Origin of the sequence: Ruegeria halocynthiae (assembly GCF_900106805.1) — a bacterium.
GTDB classification, from domain to species: Bacteria; Pseudomonadota; Alphaproteobacteria; order Rhodobacterales; family Rhodobacteraceae; genus Ruegeria; species Ruegeria halocynthiae.
Window position 1 is genome coordinate 653924 of sequence record NZ_FNNP01000001.1, and the last position, 16085, is coordinate 670008.

Here is a 16085-nt window from a genome sequence, read left to right on the forward strand (position 1 = left end):
CTTTCTTTTTTCAACTCCGAGTCGGGTTTTGAGCAGGGCTTTGCCGGATCATCCAGTTTGGATCGGGCAAGAGTCGCCGAAACCGTACCTGTCCATTTTGTCCGGCAATCCTTCGCATATGCGACTCTGCCAAACACGCGGAGATTGGCGCGAATGCTGCGAAATCAATCTGTGCGGGTGACGCGGCTGGCAGGTGGCGCTTATCTGGCGCCTGTCCGGACACAAACACTTAAGAAAATGCAATCAGGAGGCATAACATGAAACCGCAAAAACTGGCCGTAATCTCGGCATTGGCACTAGGTCTGCCGACATTGGCGATCGCCCAGAGCGCAGCCGACACCAACGGCGATGGCGTACTGACGATTGACGAAGTTCAGGCGGTCGTTCCAGAGGTCGATGCCGAAGGTTTTGCGTTGATGGACGCAAACGGCGACGGCGCGTTGGATCAGGATGAAATCACCATAGCTCAGGAAGCAGGGCTTCTACCGCCTTCAAACGGTTGATCGCGTAAGACATCAGACGGCCCGAATGTCTCGGGCCGTCTATTATCAGTATCTTACGCGGGTAGGTAAATGTTGAATCTGCTGCGTATTTCAGCATCCAAAAGCGCATCGAACCGCGCTGGAGATGGGATCGCCAAGATCTCTTCCTTCCGGTTTATCGCTTTTTCGATCAGGCCCGGCTTGCCTAGCTCCACCCATTCTTTCGGAGACGACCGGTCACCAAAGGTAGGATAAACATAATCTGCCTGCATTCGGCCCAAAGTCGCGCTCGTCCCAAGATAGTGGCCCGGGCCACCCAAACAAACCTCGGCCATCTGATCCAGTGCCAAGGTCTCGTCCGATACCTCGATTCCACGTACGCATCGCTGTGCCTGCCCAATCAGGTCATCGCTTAGAATCAGGCTTTCATGGCAGAACCCCAGCAATGAGGCGTGCATACCTGCGGCCTCATACACCATGTTGAGACCTGAAAGACCCGCCATGACGTTTGAACACATCTGCTCCCACCCGGCTTGCATGTCCGGCAGTTTCGCGTCCGAGGCACCGGCGGCAGCACCGCCGGGAAGATCGTAGAAATGGTGCATCTGGGCGCAACCGGCGGTCAGCAGTGCTTGCTCGCCCGAACCGATTGACATCGCACCTGTGCGCAGATCAAGACCGAAGGGCCAAGTGCCAAAAATTGCGGGAGCACCGGGCTTTACGGCGTTTACATAAACCAACCCGGCCAAGCATTCGGCTGTGGCTTGAGCGATCGCCCCAGCGACTGTCGAAGGCGCTGTCGCCCCGGCCATGCCAGCAGAGAGCAGCAATACCGGCATACCGGCCTTAATACATTCCTCCATCACTTCGCAGCTTTCGGTGGCGAATTTCATCGGCGGCACGACAAAGCAGTTGGAGTTGGACATGAAAGGTCGCTCGCGCCACTTGTCCTCTCCACCCGCGATCATGTGCAGCATTTCGATGGCGGGGGCCACATGGCTGGGTTCAGTGAAGGACGTGCCTATATGTTTGAACGTACCGCATGTGGTGGCGTAGACGGTGTTCAGGTCCATTTCAAGATTGTCTGCAATATCGCGGCACACCATAGGGCGTTGAACAAAGTGAATATTTTCAAGCTGTTCGCAGATGCGACTAGCATCATGGAGATCCTGAAGAGTCGAATCGCGATATTCCTGCCCGTGCACGTCGACCATACTTACGGCCGCCCCGGCGGTGCCATAATGGACACGGTTACCCGATAGCTCCAGATCGGATTTTCCGTCCCGACTGTGCAGCGTGATCGAGCGATTGGCCTTGGCAATAGTGTCTTCGACCAAAGCACGTGGGAATCGAATGCGGCCATCGTCGCCCAAGGTGCAGCCAGCGGCGACGAGATAATCGATACCGCTTTGCGGTGCGTCAGCCAGGCCGATGGTTTCCAGTGCGGTCAGGGCAGCCTCGTGGATGCGTTCGATCTGTGTCTGGGTCAGAACTTTAAGAGTTCCGCCTTCCATGCCAGACCGAATGGGCCGCAGATGTTCCGGTAGTGCCGTGGCGCGCGCTGCTCGGCGCGCGGCGCGTCCGCCGCTGCGCGATGAGTTTCGGGTTTGTTCGTTCATAGTATGGGTCCGGTCGAAATAGTACGTGTAGGGTTGAGTGTACTCAGACCGCCATTGGTCGCCCACGTGCCGCACGACCACGATCCGCACCAATGGTGCGGCTGATCAGACAGATTTTCCAAACCTCGTTTTGCATCAACTTCCTCAGTTCGATGCAGCAAGTGTTTCAAGCCTTTTCGTCACAATCTATTCCATTTGCGACCTGCGCTCGTTTTTCTTTCGGGGTCACCTACATTGAATTCATCGCAAAACCCCGCTCATAAATGTTTTTTTCACGTCATGACAAGAATCTGTTAACCTGCTCTTAGGTATTTGAATAAGGACCCTAAGTTTATATATAATTCGGGGCTTGCTGACCAATGATCACGGCCCCTCAGATGTGCCCAAACCGGCATCGATTGTTTGGAGGTCTGCATGAAGTCAATTACGACCGTTCTCGTCGCTGCACTAGTAACAAGTGCCGGGTCGGTCGTGGCGGAAGACTGGACTGGACCATATGCCGGTTTCAGTTTTGGCTATGCAGATACCGATGGATCCGGCGGGGTAGGCGGCAGCAGCGCCAGCTTTGGCCCTTTGATTGGGTATGATCATGATTTCGGTAGTTTCGTGTTGGGTGGCGAACTGGAGTATAACCGCCTGAACCTTGATCTGGGCCAGTCAGAAGGTAGCCTTGACAGCCTTTCACGTCTCAAGCTTCGGGGAGGCTACGATTTTGGCTCGGCCCTTGGTTATATTGTGTTGGGGACCGCACGGGCCAGTACATCTGGCGACAGCGATACGGCCGCCGTTTATGGGATCGGTGTTGCCTATCCAATTGGCGATCGGTTTGTCATCAGTGGCGAGGCTTTGCGGCAGGACTTCGACAATGTTCCACAGTCCGGCGGAAGCCTCGACACAAGTGTTTTCAACCTGCGCACGACATTTCGTTTCTGACCCACAGCTTTCGGACGATCAGCGCGACTCTGCAAGCTGTGATGCGAAATCACAGAGCTTCTGCAGGGATGCGACGAATTTTTCATCTGCGATCGTCATGGCGACACGGATATGACCCGCAGCAGCGGCACCAAAGCTCTCACCGGGCATCACCGCGATCGCGTGTGTATCCAGCAAGGCGTTGGCGAAGGATTCTCCGCTGAGGCCGGTCGCGCGGATATCCAGCATCAGATACATAGCACCTTGTGCCGGGATCAGGCTGACAGTCTGCTGCGCGGCAAGAACTTCAACCGCAAGGGCCCGCCGACGGCGAAACGGTTCAGCGATCTTGTCCTCCAGTGATTGGCCCGCGCTCAGCGCAAAGTTTGCGGCATCCTGAATAAAGCCGGGTACGCCATAAGTTGTATGCGTCGCTAGGGTGATCAGATGCTCAATGACGCTTTCGGGCGCCACGATCCAACCGCAGCGCGAACCGGTCATTGCGTGGGATTTTGACATCGACCCAACGACCAGAGTGCGCTCGACCATGTTCGGCAAAGCACGGGGCGACAGATGTTCGCCCTCCCAAACCTGTGTGTCATATACCTCATCCGAGATCAGCCAAAGATCCCGGTGCTGGCAGACGTCAGCAATAGCGGAAAGCGTTTCAGGGGAATACACCACCCCCGTCGGATTGCTCGGGGTATTGATGAGCAATGAGACCGCGCCATGAGCTGCGGCATCGATATCTGATGCGCGGGGTTGAAAAGCGTCCTCGGCTCGCGTCTCGATGCGTTTTGCCACGGCACCGGCACCGCGGATCGTACCGGGGTAGGTGGCATAGTACGGGTCCAGATACAGGCCGGTATCGCCCGGATCACAAACCGCTGTGTGCGCTGCAAACAGCCCTGCCTGACCGCCCGGAGTGATGATTACATTATCGCGGGTCGTTGGGACACCTGTTCTCAGCTGGATGCGCGCAGCCACGGTGTCGCGCAGCAGATCGATGCCTGGGACCATTGCGTATCCGGTGTGCCCGGCGCGGGCCGAAGCCTCCATCACCGCCAGTATCGAGGGGTCAGTTCGCGTGTCATGCTCGCCGATGGTCAGCTCGGTTATCGCATGGCCCGCGTCAATCATGCGTCGTGCGCGATAGAATACTTCCCAGCCGTCCGAACTGCTGCCGGTCAGATGCCTGATGCGATGTGATAGGTTCATGGCGCCTTCCCAACCAGCCCTTGTGCCGAATGGGTCAGAGCACCACAATTTTGTCAATCAGCTTCGGGCTGATAGGCAAGAGCGGTGCAAACTCAAGTCTTGGCTCAGATGCAAACCCGTGATATCGGATGTGCATGAACCCGAATACCTGCATCATTATCTGCTGCATTACCTGCTGATTTCTCAAGCGGGCCGGTTTCTTTCGTTTTCTTCCCTGAGACAAGTTGCTAAGCCCGCGCCAACGCGTGACGTATATGCTGTTTCAGGAGCACGACCCGATGACGACAATCAAACTGCACAACACAAGGACTCGGACGAAAGAGGATTTCGTTCCGATCGATCCAGATAATGTGCGGATGTATGTCTGTGGGCCGACGGTTTATGACCGTGCCCATCTGGGGAACGCGCGCCCTGTTGTTGTGTTCGACGTCCTTTATCGTTTGTTGCGGTATGCGTACGGGCCGGATCACGTAACCTATGTGCGCAATTTCACGGACGTGGACGACAAGATCAACGCAACCGCTCTGGCGCGCAAACGGGCCGGGGCTGAGGGTTCGCTGGAGCAGCTGGTTCAGGAGCGGTCGAACGAAACCATTGGATGGTATCTGCACGACATGGGTGCGCTGGGGGCGATGGAACCTAATGCCATGCCGCGCGCCACGGAATACATCGCCCAGATGATTGCCATGATCGAGGATCTGATTGCCAAGGGTCATGCCTATGCCGCCGTGGGTCATGTGCTGTTTGCGGTGGATAGTTGGAAGAACCATTACGGAGCGCTGTCCGGTCGGTCAGTAGATGACATGATTGCCGGTGCCCGGGTTGAGGTCGCTCCTTATAAGAAAAATCCGATGGATTTTGTTCTGTGGAAACCTTCGACGGATGAGCTGCCCGGTTGGGACAGCCCGTGGGGCCGGGGTCGTCCGGGTTGGCATATTGAATGCTCGGCGATGGCAGATGATTTGTTGTGGAAGCAACCGTTGGCTGTGGGCGCTTTGTCTGAACAAGCGCTGCAACATCCTCATGTCATCGATATTCATGGTGGGGGCAACGATTTAATGTTTCCTCACCATGAGAACGAGATTGCCCAGAGCTGCTGCGCAAATGAGCAGGACGTTTTTGCAAATTACTGGCTGCACAATGAGATGCTGCAGGTCGAGGGCAAGAAGATGTCCAAATCACTGGGCAATTTCTTCACAGTGCATGACCTGTTGGAACAGGGTGTTCCGGGTGAGATCATCCGGTTCGTTTTCCTGCAGACCCATTACCGCAAGCCGATGGATTGGACCGAGAAGAAGGCGCGTGAGGCCGAGGCAACTTTGCGCAAGTGGCGGGCGCTGACGGCGGACATCGAGCCCGCCGTCACCGCAGCCCCTGCGGTGGTCGACGCGCTTGCGGATGACCTGAACACAGCAGGCGCCATTGCCGAACTTCACCGATTTGCTGCGGGTGGCGACGCTGCGGGACTGCTTGCAGGTGCTCGGCTACTTGGGCTTTTGACGGACGAGCTTGCGGGTTGGGCCGAGACAGGTGCCATTGATCTGTCCTCATATGCCGATCGATTGGCTGATGCACGAGCAGTGGCAATGCAGAGCAAGGACTTTTCGGAAGTAGATCGACTTAAGGCCGCATATGTCGCGGCGGGCCTGGAGGTCCGGATGAGCAAAGACGGCATCGAGCTGGTCCCGGTTGCAGGTTTCGATGCTGCAAAGCTCGGATGCGTCTGATGACAGGTTCCAACTTTGAAACTGCCCTGTTCGGGCGCAGCAGTTAATGGAAAGCCAGCGGGAGCGAGCGATGAATAAGGAACGCCTCTACCTCTATGACACTACGCTGCGGGACGGGCAGCAAACGCAGGGTGTGCAGTTCTCGACCGCAGAGAAGGTACAGATCGCGCGGGCGTTGGATTCGCTGGGTCTTGATTACATTGAGGGTGGCTGGCCCGGGGCCAATCCGACCGATAGTGCTTTTTTTGAAAACGTTCCCAAGACAGCGGCCTGTATGACCGCGTTTGGGATGACAAAGCGCGCGGGCCGGTCGGCAGAGAATGATGATGTACTGGCCGCAGTGATGAATGCCGGAACGCCTGCCGTGTGTTTGGTGGGCAAATCGCATGATTATCACGTAACCCAAGCGCTTGGCATTGCGCTGGAGGAGAACACCGAGAACGTTCGTGCTTCGGTTGCGCATATCGTGGCGCAGGGCCGGGAAGCTTTGTTCGATGCCGAGCATTTCTTTGATGGCTACAAAGACAATCCGGAATACGCGGTAGAGGTATGCCGAGCCGCTTTGGAAGCAGGGGCGCGGTGGGTCGTATTGTGCGATACCAATGGCGGTGCGTTACCGGCCGAGGTTGGTCGGATCGTTTCCGAAGTGATCGCAGCTGGTCTGCCCAGTGATCGTCTTGGCATTCACACGCATAATGATACCGAAAACGCAGTGGCGTGTTCACTGGCCGCCGTTGATGCAGGGGCGCGGCAGATTCAGGGCACTTTGAACGGGCTGGGTGAACGGTGTGGTAATGCCAATCTGACCGCTCTGATCCCGACGCTGATGCTGAAGGAACCCTATGCATCGCGCTATGAGGTCGGGATCAAATTTGACGCTTTGGCCAGTCTGACGCGCATCAGCCGGATGCTGGACGATATCCTGAATCGTGTACCCCGTAAGCAGAGCGCCTATGTCGGTGCGTCGGCGTTTGCGCATAAGGCCGGATTGCACGCCAGTGCGATTCTTAAGGACCCGGCCACTTATGAGCATATCGACCCGGCAAGCGTCGGAAACACGCGCATCATACCGATGTCCAACCAAGCCGGTCAGTCGAATCTGCGCAAACGTCTGACCGATGCGGGGCTGGCGGTTGACGCGGGTGACCCGGCACTGGGGCGTATCCTTGAGCGGATCAAACTACGTGAGGCGGAGAGTTATTCCTATGACACCGCGCAAGCCAGTTTCGAGCTGTTGGCGCGCGATGAATTGGGTCAGCTGCCCGAGTTCTTCGAGGTAAAGCGGTATAAGGTGACCGTTGAGCGCCGGAAAAACAAATACAACCAAATGGTCAGCCTGTCAGAGGCGGTTGTTGTCGTGAAAGTGGATGGCGAGAAGAAGCTGTCGGTTAGTGAATCACTTGATGAGAGCGGTAATGATCGCGGCCCGGTGAACGCACTTGCCAAGGCTTTGGCCAAGGATCTTGGGCAGTATTCGCAGATATTATCGGATATGCGGCTAGTTGATTTCAAAGTGCGCATCACTCAGGGCGGGACCGAGGCGGTGACCCGCGTGATTATCGACAGCGAGGACGGGCAGGGGCGGCGCTGGTCTACCGTTGGCGTGAGCGCCAACATAATCGATGCATCTTTCGAGGCTTTGCTGGATGCAATCCAGTGGAAACTGGTGAGCGATTGTGCCCCACACTCGGCGGCTGCCGAATAACGTGGAATTCGACGATGACATAAAGGCCTGTGCGGCGCTGGTGCATCGGGCTGATCCAGATCGGTTCATGGCCGCCATGGCTGCACCAGTGGCTGCGCGGGCGGTTCTATTCCCCATTTATGCGTTAAATGTCGAGGTAGCCCGCGCACCATGGGTAACGCAAGAGAGCATGATCGCCGAGATGCGCCTGCAATGGTGGCGGGACGCCTTGCAGGAGATTGTTGAAGGTCCAACGGTTCGACGGCACGAAGTGGTCACGCCGTTGTCACGCGTTCTCTCGCCGCATCTAGCTGCGCAATTGGATGAATATGTGGCCGTAAGGCGTTGGGATATTTATCGTGATCCGTTCGAGGATGAAGAGCATTTTGACGCCTATATTGACCACAGCGCCGGTACGCTGATGGTGGTGTCCGGGCAGGCCTTGGGCGCGGCAGATGAGTTTGTGCTTCGGGATTTTGGTTATGCCTCAGGGATTGCGAATTGGTTGCGCGCTGCTCCTGAGCTTGAGGCGCGCGGCCGTATCCCGTTGCTTAATGGGACGCCAGAGGGGGTGCAGGCACTGGCGCAGAGAGCGTTGGAACGACTGGAGCGTGCGCGATCTGCGCGTGGTGATGTATCGGCCAAAGCACGGCCTGCGCTCTATACAGGGTGGCAGACGGAATGGGTGTTGCGGGCGGCTTTGACACGGCCGGGCCGTGTGGCCGCGGGTGCCTTGGCGCAGGGTGAGATTCGCCGCCGGTTTTCTTTGATGAAGACCGCAGCGACGGGGCGCTGGTAAGTCAGGCAGCCTGAGGGTCTGACGACCTCAGAACCAGCCATAGCAGCGCGCCGCCTGCCAACGTCAGCAGTGGAATCATGGCGAGGTTTACGGCCGTCCAGCCCTCGACGGCGGAGCCGCCCGAGCAGTTCATCAACCCGCCAGAGGCCAGCGAAGCGAAGGTCACACCTCCAAAGACCAGTAAGTCGTTCAGGCCCTGCATCCGCCCACGCTCGTGCACCTCATGCGAGGCGGCGAGCATACTGGTGGCGCCGATGAAGCCGAAATTCCAACCGATGCCCAGCAAGATCAGGGCGATGAAGAAGTTGCCGAGATCAACGCCCTGAAGGGCCACAACGCCCGCCCCGCCCAGAATCGCCAATCCGAGGGCAACGATCTTCTCTACACCAAACCGTGCGATCAGGTGGCCGGTGAAAAAGCTGGGAATGTACATCGCCAGCACATGGCTGGTCACGATATCTGCCGCATCGCCTTCGGTGAAGCCACACCCGACAACGGCCAGCGGAGTCGAAGTCATCACAAGGTTCATCAGCGCATAAGAGACCATGGCGCAGATGATCGCCACAGCGATGCGCGGAGTTTTCAGCAGCTCCAGCCGGGTCCGACCTTTGGGTTCGTCCTCGGTTGGTTTCGGCGGCGTGGGGATGTCGAGGAAGAAGAACAGGGCCGAGCCGATTACGTTGATCGCGATCACGGCCAGATAGGTGCCCAGGAATGGGATCACATAGGCCTGTGAGGTCAGCTTAACGATCTGCGGGCCAATGATGGCCGCTGCGAGACCTCCGGCCATAACGTAGGATATCGCCTTGGGCCGGAACGCATCGGATGCGGTGTCGGCGGCGGCGAAACGATAAAAGCCATGCGCGCTCATGTAGATGCCGGTCAAAAAGCTGCCAGCCAAGAAGATCGGGAACGATCCCAGAAACAGACCGTAGGCCCCGATAATGCCGCCCGCAGCGCCTGCTGTCGATCCGACAAGGAACCCGGCGCGACGTCCCCAGCGTTGCATAATCGCCGAAATCGGTGTGGCCGCCAGCATTGAACCCAGAACGATCAGCGAAATCGGCAGCGTCGCGAGGCAGGCATTACTGGCCAGCGATTGCCCGGCCAGGCCACCGACGATGAACATTATCGGCATCTGCGCGCCCAAAATCGCCTGCGCCGCCACCAATACGGTGACGTTGCGTCTGGCCCGACTGTCGTCAGGGGTGGCGGCGATCATTGTCATAGGCGAATGGTTATCTACGATTGAGACTTGGCACAAGCGGGTTGCATATGCGGCACATCCGCCTAACGTGCGGACAAGGATCACCTATCGGAGAGCGCATGTCCGTCGGACGTATCATCGAAACACCGGACTGCGTGACCGAAGGGGCCGAATGGCTGGCCAAGGCTTGCCCAAGGATGGCCTATGCTATTGAGCAAACCGGTCCTTTGCCGTTGCGGCGCAAGCCCGATGGGTTTGCTCAGCTACTGAGTGCAATCGTCAGCCAACAGGTCAGCGTGGCCTCGGCCAATGCGATCTGGAAGCGGCTGCAGGATGCCAAACTGAACGGCCCGCGCAAGATCATGTGGGCCACGGATGATGACCTGCGGGCCGTGGGTCTCAGCCGTCAGAAAATCCGCTATGCCCGCGCATTGGCCGAGGCGCGGATCGACTACCCGGCTTTGCGAGACGCCCCGGATGACGAAGTTGTGGCTATCCTGACCGAGGTGCCGGGCATCGGTGTCTGGACCGCCGAGATTTATGCCATGTTTTCGCTGGGCCGTGCCGATGTGATCGCACCAGGTGATCTGGCCCTGCAAGAAGCTGCACGCATCCTTTATGACTTGCCAAAACGACCAACCGACAAAGAGTTACGCCAGATGGCTGAGGCTTGGTCGCCTTGGCGATCGGTTGCAGCTCGGGTTTTGTGGGCCTATTACCGGGTCGCAAAGGACAGAGAAGGGATCAGATGACACGGGTTTTGAATGCGCTGAGGAAAGAACCGGTTTCGGGCGATACACGCTCGGTCGTGGTGTTCGTGCATGGCTATGGCGCCAACGGGGCTGATCTGCTCGGGCTTGCCGATCCATTGGCGGAACATTTGCCGGATACGCTGTTCGTGTCCCCTGACGCGCCTGAACAGATCCCTGGCATGCCCAACGGCTTTCAGTGGTTCCCGATCCCATGGATCGATGGCTCGTCCGAGGAAGAAGCGCGCCGGGGTATGGAAATGGCGGTCGAGGATTTCAACGCATTCTTGGATGCCCTGATGGTGGACGAAGATGTGCTGCCCGAGCAGGTTGTGCTGTTCGGCTTCTCACAGGGCACAATGATGAGTCTTCACGTTGCGCCACGCCGTGAAGACCCCGTAGCCGGGATCGTCGCCTTTTCTGGCCGGTTGCTGGAACCCGATCTGTTGCCCGATGAGGTGGTCAGCCGGATGCCGGTTCTGCTGGTCCATGGCGATGCTGACGATGTGGTGCCGCCACAATCGTTGCCCGAAGCTGCCGAGGCACTTCAGACCGCTGGTTTCAAAGAAGTTTACGCCCATGTGATGAAAGGTACCGGCCACGGGATTGCACCAGATGGCCTGAGCGTGGCGCTGGCCTTCATGCGGGACAAGCTGAGTTTCTGACCTTTGCGCGTTGATCCGAGGAGCACATGATGCTGATCGTGACAGGAGTGGTGGAAGTTTCTGAAGCAGGGGTCGAGAAAGCCTCGACCGCTGCACAGGAAATGGTTGCGGAGACCCTGAAAGAGCCCGGATGCCTAGTCTATGAGTTCAGTCAGCTTCTGGGGCAAAAAACTCGGTTTCGGGTTTATGAAGAATGGCAGGATCAGGCCGCGCTAGAGGCCCATTTCGCGACTCCGCATATGGCAAAATTTCAAGCCACTTTGGGCGAGGTCGGTGTGATCTTCAGCGAAGTCTATCGCGTGGTCAGGGGCGAGAAGCAACCGCTGCGCTAATCGATCAATCCCACAGCCTGCTTTCTGAAAACTCGACCGAGTTTCCAGCGGGGTCACACACATAAAGAGACCGGGCCCCGTTAGGCCAGTCGAACTCGGCATCAACGGGAATATTCCAATCCAACAGATGTTTGCGCATCAAAGAAATTTCATCGCGGGTCAGGACAAGACAGACATGGCCTGGTCCACGTGCGCCATGCGGTGGTACAGGCAGGTCCGGGTTGCTTGGCGGTTTCTCGGTCTCGTCAGCAACGAATAACAACAGAACCGACTCACCGATCCGATAGAATACATGACGGTTGGGTACGCGTTGGATTTTTTCCAATCCCAGTATCTGGCCATAGAACTCTTCAGCCGCGTCCAGATCGTCGACGTAAAGTGCGGCTTCAAGAATTGCCGATGGGGCAGGAATGTCCGGAGTGACTTTCATGCCGTAAGTGTATCACATCACGCTGTTTTTGTCATCGGCGCTGGCGCCGGTCCCGTTTGCGCGATGGCGTGGCGCTTATTGCTGGTACCGGCAGGCTGTCCCACTGGCCGGGATTGAGCCCGTCCAGAGACCAGTCTCCGATCCGGGATCGGATCAGGCGCAGGGTTGGGTGCCCGACTGCTGCTGTCATTCGGCGTACCTGACGATTGCGACCTTCGCGTATGGTCAGTTCTACCCAACTGTCCGGTACTGTCTGGCGGACACGGATGGGTGGGGTGCGCGGCCACAAGTTCTCGGGCTCATCAATCAGGCGCGCCTTGGCGGGACGTGTCATCCCGTCCTTCAGATCAACTCCATCCCGCAGAGCCTTAAGCGCCGTCGCATCCGGGATACCTTCAACCTGCACCCAGTAGGTTTTGGCCATCTTGTGTTTGGGGTCGGAGATCTGGGCCTGCAAGCGACCGTCGTCGGTCAAAAGCATCAAGCCTTCGCTATCTCGATCCAGTCTGCCCGCCGGGTAGACACCTGGCAGGTCGATGAAATCCGATAAAGTACTGCGAGGCGAATCTGTGTTCGCGCGGTCGGTAAACTGCGGCAGTACATTGTACGGTTTGTTGAAGCGGATGAACCAGGACATGGACCTCGCCATAGCCCGCCAGTCAAATCAGTGCAACCTGTGGATAACTGTCACTTATCTGTTACTGAACAGGCCTAATCAATACTCGAGATGTTGTGTAAACTCGGGACTTGTCAGAGATTTAACACGATATATAGTTGAATAAAGGTCGGGGCGGGTGTTCCCCGCTCTGATGTCACAAACGGGCAGTACAGAGTGAGGAGCGATTCTGTTATGGACGGAGACTTCAGGACCGAGTTTGTCAGGGAAACCGGTGCGCTCAAGCATCATCCGGCATTGGTTTTGAACGCCGATTATCGCCCGCTATCCTATTACCCGCTGTCTCTCTGGCCTTGGCAAGAAGCAATCAAAGCCGCGTGGCTGGACAGGGTGGACATCGTTGCCGAATACGACGAAGTGGTCCGAAGCCCGAGTACCGAGATACGAATACCCTCGGTCGTTGTCCTTAAAGATTATGTAAAACCCAGAAAGCGCGTGGCCTTCACGCGCTTTAATTTATTTCTGAGGGACGAATTTCGTTGCCAGTACTGTGGCAGCCGCGAAAACCTGACCTTTGACCACGTGGTACCACGTGCTGCGGGTGGCGTCACAAGTTGGCAGAACGTGGTGGCGGCCTGCAGCCCCTGTAACCTGCGCAAAGGGTCTAAATCGTTGAGGCAGGCGCGAATGTCGCTTAACAAACCGCCCCGCCAACCCGATGCCGAAGCGTTGCGGAACATCGGGCGGAAATTTCCACCCAACCACCTGCATGACAGCTGGATCGACTTCCTTTACTGGGACGCCGAACTGGATCAGCAATAACGCCTATCGCGCCCGCCAGGCCGCAATCCAGACCAGGACCAAGCCGGCCGAAAGCAAAGCGTTCCAACCTGCCATTGAAACCCCGAACATCTCCCATGGGATTTCATCGCAGCGCGCGAGTGGGGCGGACATGATCTGATTCATCAATTCCTCGGCATTCAATCCGCCGATATCGCCTGACGTGCAGGTCGATGGACCCTCCCACCAGCTTTGCTCGACCCCTGCATGATAAATGCCAATCCCGGCGGTTGCGGAAACGGCCAGTGCGCCCAGCAGAGGTAGCGGGCGAATTCCGGGAAACGCGAATGCGAGCACACCCAGAACGACTGCAGCACCATGCGGATAGCGTTGCCAAATGCACATCTTGCAGGGCGCCAGCCCACCGATGTACTGAAAGCCCCAGGCGCTCAGCAACAGAACTGCCGAGCCTGCGGTCGCGATCAGGATGAGTGTTTTCTTCGTCATAGGTATCTCACCAAAAAGAAACTCCCGATCAGCAGCACGACGAACAGGGTAAAGACCAGACCCAGCCGTTTTTCAATGAAGCCTCGGATCGGTTCACCAAAACCCCAGAGCAGCCCGGCGACAACGAAAAACCGCAACGCACGCGCCAGGATCGAAGTCGCGATGAACGTGCCCAACGGCATTCCGGTCCAGCCCGACATGATGGTGATAACCTTGTAAGGAAAGGGGGTCACGCCGGCCGCAAGCACGGCCCAGAACCCGAAATCATTGAAACGCTCATTGAACTCTTCCATCGCATGGGCTTTGCCCATGGCTTCAAGAATGGGTTGTCCGAGGCTTTCGTAGAAAAATGCGCCAATGGCATAGCCCAGCATCCCGCCCAACACTGACGCGACCAGTGCCACGGTAGCAATCAGCCACGCGCGCGATGGTCGCGCGATGATCATGGGGATCATCAGAACATCGGGTGGGATCGGAAAAACCGAACTTTCGACAAAGGCCACGATTGCCAATGCCCAGAGCGCATGAGGGTGTTCGGCCAGACGAAGCGTCCAAGCATAAAGTGATCGCAACATAAAGAACAATTGTCCCGGTAACAGTTGCAGCAAGCCAAACCATGCACCTGCCTGACGGTCAACCTCTGGCGCGGAAACAATCGACAGGGTGGTTGTTTTTTGCCTCTGGACCTTCCTTCGGTTGAGCGCTAATCCAGTGATCGTGGCCCAAGTGGCGGAATGGTAGACGCAGGGGATTCAAAATCCCCCGCCTTCACGGGCGTGAGAGTTCGAATCTCTCCTTGGGCACCACATCAACCCTTTTTGATCTGTAATACTTGAAAATAAGGGTCCTGGGCTTGCCTCCTGACACACGAGCAGGACACAGCCACGAATCTTACTGTGAAATTGAAGCGTATTGATCGACGTTCGAACAGGAAACAGCGATTCCACCGAAGGTCCGCAATGAGGACAATTTGGTTCTTTTCTGTCGACTTGATCAACAGAAGTCGTTCACAGAGAAACTGACGAGAATTTTTATGCTGAAAGCAGATTCAAGCCGGGGCCGCAGACCTTGTGCGTACAAGCTTTGGGCTCATCCGTTGAAGTCCTGCAAGACCCAGAAGTGCCCCCATAAGCATGAGAACGGACGCAGGAAGCGGGACTGGCGCGATGGTCACGCTGGTAATAGTTGGCCTTTCAGTGATTGACCCATCGGAACCCAAGTTCCCAGAGTCTCCAAATGTGCGGACTCTTAGGTCTGCAAGGTCAAAATTGTATGCAGCGCCAGCGGATGTTGAAGTGACCAAGAAAGTGAAACGGCCATCAATGGTTCCGTCGGCTACGCTTGAATAATCGGTGCTCGTCCCAAAGGGAACTGAGGCAAAGAAAGATGCGGGATCAAAAAACCGCCCCCCGAGAAGATCGGTTACTGTATGAGAGGCAAGTAGCGTTGTCCCATCATATAGGGAAGCAATCCCGGTAAGGCTTCCGATTCTTGACACAGTATCAAATGAAAACTGAATAGCGTTGTGTGATGCAGGCTGGCTGGGCACAGAGAATCTGAAATCCAGGAAATTGTCAGTCGCGTTCAAAGTGGCGGCGGACGCTCCGGTTCCTAAAACTGTAAGACACATAGCAGCCGCTATAGACTTGATACCCATCATCACTCTCCAACAAAGTCACTGTCCAACGAAACTTGTATTATTTTAGCATATTCTCTGATTTTGTACACACCTCAACAGATGCAGAAACCTATTCTGAGGTCTGAGTAAATTCATCTCGGGCCTGCTAAAGTTGAATAGCAATCAAGAAACTCGAAGACTTCAGATACCGATCCCAGAGATCCGCGTTTAAATCATGTGCGTCGCGTTGGCGTGCGGGGTGGTGTGCAGGTGGATTTCACTTGAATCCACGACAGGATTCTCAGTGCTGAGACACTAGAAAGAAAGCGTCGAAAAGGCCGTGGTGCCATGAGCCCTGTTGTTTCAAATGGGCGGTTTTGTTTGAGGCCGGCGTGCTAGGCGCAAAGCGACATGATCAGTTCCCAAAGGAAGCTCAAACTGGGAATTCCTGCTGCCCGAAGCACAAATGTCGCGAGAATAAGAATAAATACACCCAAGGACAGGTAAGATACCGCAAGAACAAAAGTGATCTCCGGGTCTCTGGTGCGGAAACACTTCTCCAGCTTTGGTCCAACTATGATGTAATCGGAAAGCACGACATCTGCCTTTGCCTGTTTGCGGCTTCGAACAGTGTGTGTGGAAGAATTTAGCAAGAGTACGGCCTGATAGTGAAATTATAAAGTCGCCCGAACCGTACCTGGCGCCCTTAGCGATTCAAGGTGGCTGCCACGGCCCTTTAG

16 protein-coding genes and 1 tRNA gene are annotated in these 16085 nt (G+C 56.4%); 10 read left to right on the top strand and 7 right to left on the bottom strand.

From position 1 onward, the window contains the following. The first annotated feature begins 257 nt into the window (after window positions 1-257). The gene (locus tag BLU89_RS03335; protein ID WP_074734444.1) at window positions 258-503 is read left to right on the top strand and encodes an EF-hand domain-containing protein; all 246 of its coding nucleotides are present in this window, start codon (window positions 258-260) and stop codon (window positions 501-503) included. A gap of 53 nt (window positions 504-556) precedes the next feature. On the opposite strand, the gene BLU89_RS03340 is transcribed toward BLU89_RS03335, so the two are convergent. Next, window positions 557-2101, bottom strand: a complete 1545-nt coding sequence (locus tag BLU89_RS03340; protein WP_074734445.1) for a trimethylamine methyltransferase family protein — start codon at window positions 2099-2101, stop codon at window positions 557-559. Between the two features lie 414 nt (window positions 2102-2515). Between BLU89_RS03340 and BLU89_RS03345 the strand changes: the two genes are divergently transcribed. After that, complete coding sequence (locus BLU89_RS03345) at window positions 2516-3034, top strand: outer membrane protein (protein WP_074734447.1); 519 nt, start codon at window positions 2516-2518, stop codon at window positions 3032-3034. Between the two features lie 18 nt (window positions 3035-3052). Here BLU89_RS03345 and BLU89_RS03350 read toward each other — a convergent pair whose 3' ends face one another. Then, window positions 3053-4231, bottom strand: coding sequence for a pyridoxal phosphate-dependent aminotransferase (locus tag BLU89_RS03350; RefSeq protein WP_074734448.1), 1179 nt, complete (start codon window positions 4229-4231; stop codon window positions 3053-3055). A gap of 278 nt (window positions 4232-4509) precedes the next feature. Here BLU89_RS03350 and cysS point away from each other — a divergent pair, with 278 nt between their 5' ends. The 3 genes from cysS to BLU89_RS03365 all read left to right on the top strand — a co-directional run bounded on the left by cysS (window position 4510) and on the right by BLU89_RS03365 (window position 8441). Beyond that, window positions 4510-5958 (top strand): cysteine--tRNA ligase, encoded by a 1449-nt coding sequence (cysS, locus tag BLU89_RS03355; protein WP_074736355.1) that lies wholly within the window; start codon window positions 4510-4512, stop codon window positions 5956-5958. A gap of 70 nt (window positions 5959-6028) precedes the next feature. After that, window positions 6029-7663: a citramalate synthase gene (cimA, locus tag BLU89_RS03360; RefSeq protein ID WP_074734450.1), complete on the top strand. Its 1635-nt coding sequence runs from the start codon at window positions 6029-6031 to the stop codon at window positions 7661-7663. A gap of 1 nt (window position 7664) precedes the next feature. After that, on the top strand, window positions 7665-8441 hold the full coding sequence (locus tag BLU89_RS03365; RefSeq protein ID WP_074734451.1) for a squalene/phytoene synthase family protein: 777 nt from the start codon (window positions 7665-7667) through the stop codon (window positions 8439-8441). Between the two features lies 1 nt (window position 8442). Here BLU89_RS03365 and BLU89_RS03370 read toward each other — a convergent pair whose 3' ends face one another. After that, entirely contained in the window at window positions 8443-9669 is a 1227-nt protein-coding gene (locus BLU89_RS03370) for an MFS transporter (protein ID WP_074734453.1), read from the bottom strand. Window positions 9670-9767: 98 nt separating this feature from the next. Here BLU89_RS03370 and BLU89_RS03375 point away from each other — a divergent pair, with 98 nt between their 5' ends. The 3 genes from BLU89_RS03375 to BLU89_RS03385 are packed head-to-tail and all read left to right on the top strand — an operon-like array spanning window position 9768 to window position 11394. Next, window positions 9768-10400, top strand: a complete 633-nt coding sequence (locus tag BLU89_RS03375; protein ID WP_074734454.1) for a DNA-3-methyladenine glycosylase family protein — start codon at window positions 9768-9770, stop codon at window positions 10398-10400. After that, the gene (locus BLU89_RS03380) at window positions 10397-11062 is read left to right on the top strand and encodes an alpha/beta hydrolase (protein ID WP_074734456.1); all 666 of its coding nucleotides are present in this window, start codon (window positions 10397-10399) and stop codon (window positions 11060-11062) included. The genes BLU89_RS03375 and BLU89_RS03380 overlap by 4 nt, the downstream gene beginning before the upstream one ends. Window positions 11063-11091: 29 nt before the next feature. Then, complete coding sequence (locus tag BLU89_RS03385; RefSeq protein WP_074734457.1) at window positions 11092-11394, top strand: putative quinol monooxygenase; 303 nt, start codon at window positions 11092-11094, stop codon at window positions 11392-11394. A gap of 4 nt (window positions 11395-11398) precedes the next feature. On the opposite strand, the gene BLU89_RS03390 is transcribed toward BLU89_RS03385, so the two are convergent. Beyond that, window positions 11399-11824: a VOC family protein gene (locus BLU89_RS03390; protein WP_074734459.1), complete on the bottom strand. Its 426-nt coding sequence runs from the start codon at window positions 11822-11824 to the stop codon at window positions 11399-11401. 31 nt (window positions 11825-11855) lie between these two features. Then, a complete protein-coding gene (locus BLU89_RS03395) occupies window positions 11856-12461 on the bottom strand; it encodes an rRNA large subunit pseudouridine synthase E (RefSeq protein WP_074734461.1) in 606 nt (201 codons plus the stop codon). Window positions 12462-12674: 213 nt separating this feature from the next. Here BLU89_RS03395 and BLU89_RS03400 point away from each other — a divergent pair, with 213 nt between their 5' ends. Further along, the gene (locus BLU89_RS03400; protein WP_074734462.1) at window positions 12675-13262 is read left to right on the top strand and encodes an HNH endonuclease; all 588 of its coding nucleotides are present in this window, start codon (window positions 12675-12677) and stop codon (window positions 13260-13262) included. Window positions 13263-13265: 3 nt separating this feature from the next. Here BLU89_RS03400 and BLU89_RS03405 read toward each other — a convergent pair whose 3' ends face one another. After that, on the bottom strand, window positions 13266-13727 hold the full coding sequence (locus tag BLU89_RS03405; RefSeq protein WP_074734464.1) for a disulfide bond formation protein B: 462 nt from the start codon (window positions 13725-13727) through the stop codon (window positions 13266-13268). After that, window positions 13724-14302 (bottom strand): YqaA family protein, encoded by a 579-nt coding sequence (locus BLU89_RS03410; protein ID WP_074734465.1) that lies wholly within the window; start codon window positions 14300-14302, stop codon window positions 13724-13726. The genes BLU89_RS03405 and BLU89_RS03410 overlap by 4 nt, the downstream gene beginning before the upstream one ends. A 145-nt stretch (window positions 14303-14447) precedes the next feature. Between BLU89_RS03410 and BLU89_RS03415 the strand changes: the two genes are divergently transcribed. Further along, window positions 14448-14533 (top strand) — tRNA-Leu (locus tag BLU89_RS03415). The last annotated feature ends 1552 nt before the right edge of the window (window positions 14534-16085 follow it).

Bases quoted from the DNA above. Each gene is read 5' to 3' on its own strand.
- BLU89_RS03390 (WP_074734459.1), bottom strand. From the start codon at position 11,824: ATGAAAGTCACTCCGGACATTCCTGCCCCATCGGCAATTCTTGAAGCC.
- BLU89_RS03375 (WP_074734454.1), top strand. From the start codon at position 9,768: ATGTCCGTCGGACGTATCATCGAAACACCGGACTGCGTGACCGAAGGG.
- cimA (WP_074734450.1), top strand. From the start codon at position 6,029: ATGAATAAGGAACGCCTCTACCTCTATGACACTACGCTGCGGGACGGG.
- BLU89_RS03395 (WP_074734461.1), bottom strand. From the start codon at position 12,461: ATGTCCTGGTTCATCCGCTTCAACAAACCGTACAATGTACTGCCGCAG.
- BLU89_RS03385 (WP_074734457.1), top strand. From the start codon at position 11,092: ATGCTGATCGTGACAGGAGTGGTGGAAGTTTCTGAAGCAGGGGTCGAG.
- BLU89_RS03340 (WP_074734445.1), bottom strand. From the start codon at position 2,101: ATGAACGAACAAACCCGAAACTCATCGCGCAGCGGCGGACGCGCCGCG.
- BLU89_RS03345 (WP_074734447.1), top strand. From the start codon at position 2,516: ATGAAGTCAATTACGACCGTTCTCGTCGCTGCACTAGTAACAAGTGCC.
- BLU89_RS03380 (WP_074734456.1), top strand. From the start codon at position 10,397: ATGACACGGGTTTTGAATGCGCTGAGGAAAGAACCGGTTTCGGGCGAT.
- BLU89_RS03335 (WP_074734444.1), top strand. From the start codon at position 258: ATGAAACCGCAAAAACTGGCCGTAATCTCGGCATTGGCACTAGGTCTG.
- BLU89_RS03370 (WP_074734453.1), bottom strand. From the start codon at position 9,669: ATGACAATGATCGCCGCCACCCCTGACGACAGTCGGGCCAGACGCAAC.
- BLU89_RS03405 (WP_074734464.1), bottom strand. From the start codon at position 13,727: ATGACGAAGAAAACACTCATCCTGATCGCGACCGCAGGCTCGGCAGTT.
- BLU89_RS03350 (WP_074734448.1), bottom strand. From the start codon at position 4,231: ATGAACCTATCACATCGCATCAGGCATCTGACCGGCAGCAGTTCGGAC.
- cysS (WP_074736355.1), top strand. From the start codon at position 4,510: ATGACGACAATCAAACTGCACAACACAAGGACTCGGACGAAAGAGGAT.
- BLU89_RS03410 (WP_074734465.1), bottom strand. From the start codon at position 14,302: ATGTTGCGATCACTTTATGCTTGGACGCTTCGTCTGGCCGAACACCCT.
- BLU89_RS03400 (WP_074734462.1), top strand. From the start codon at position 12,675: ATGGACGGAGACTTCAGGACCGAGTTTGTCAGGGAAACCGGTGCGCTC.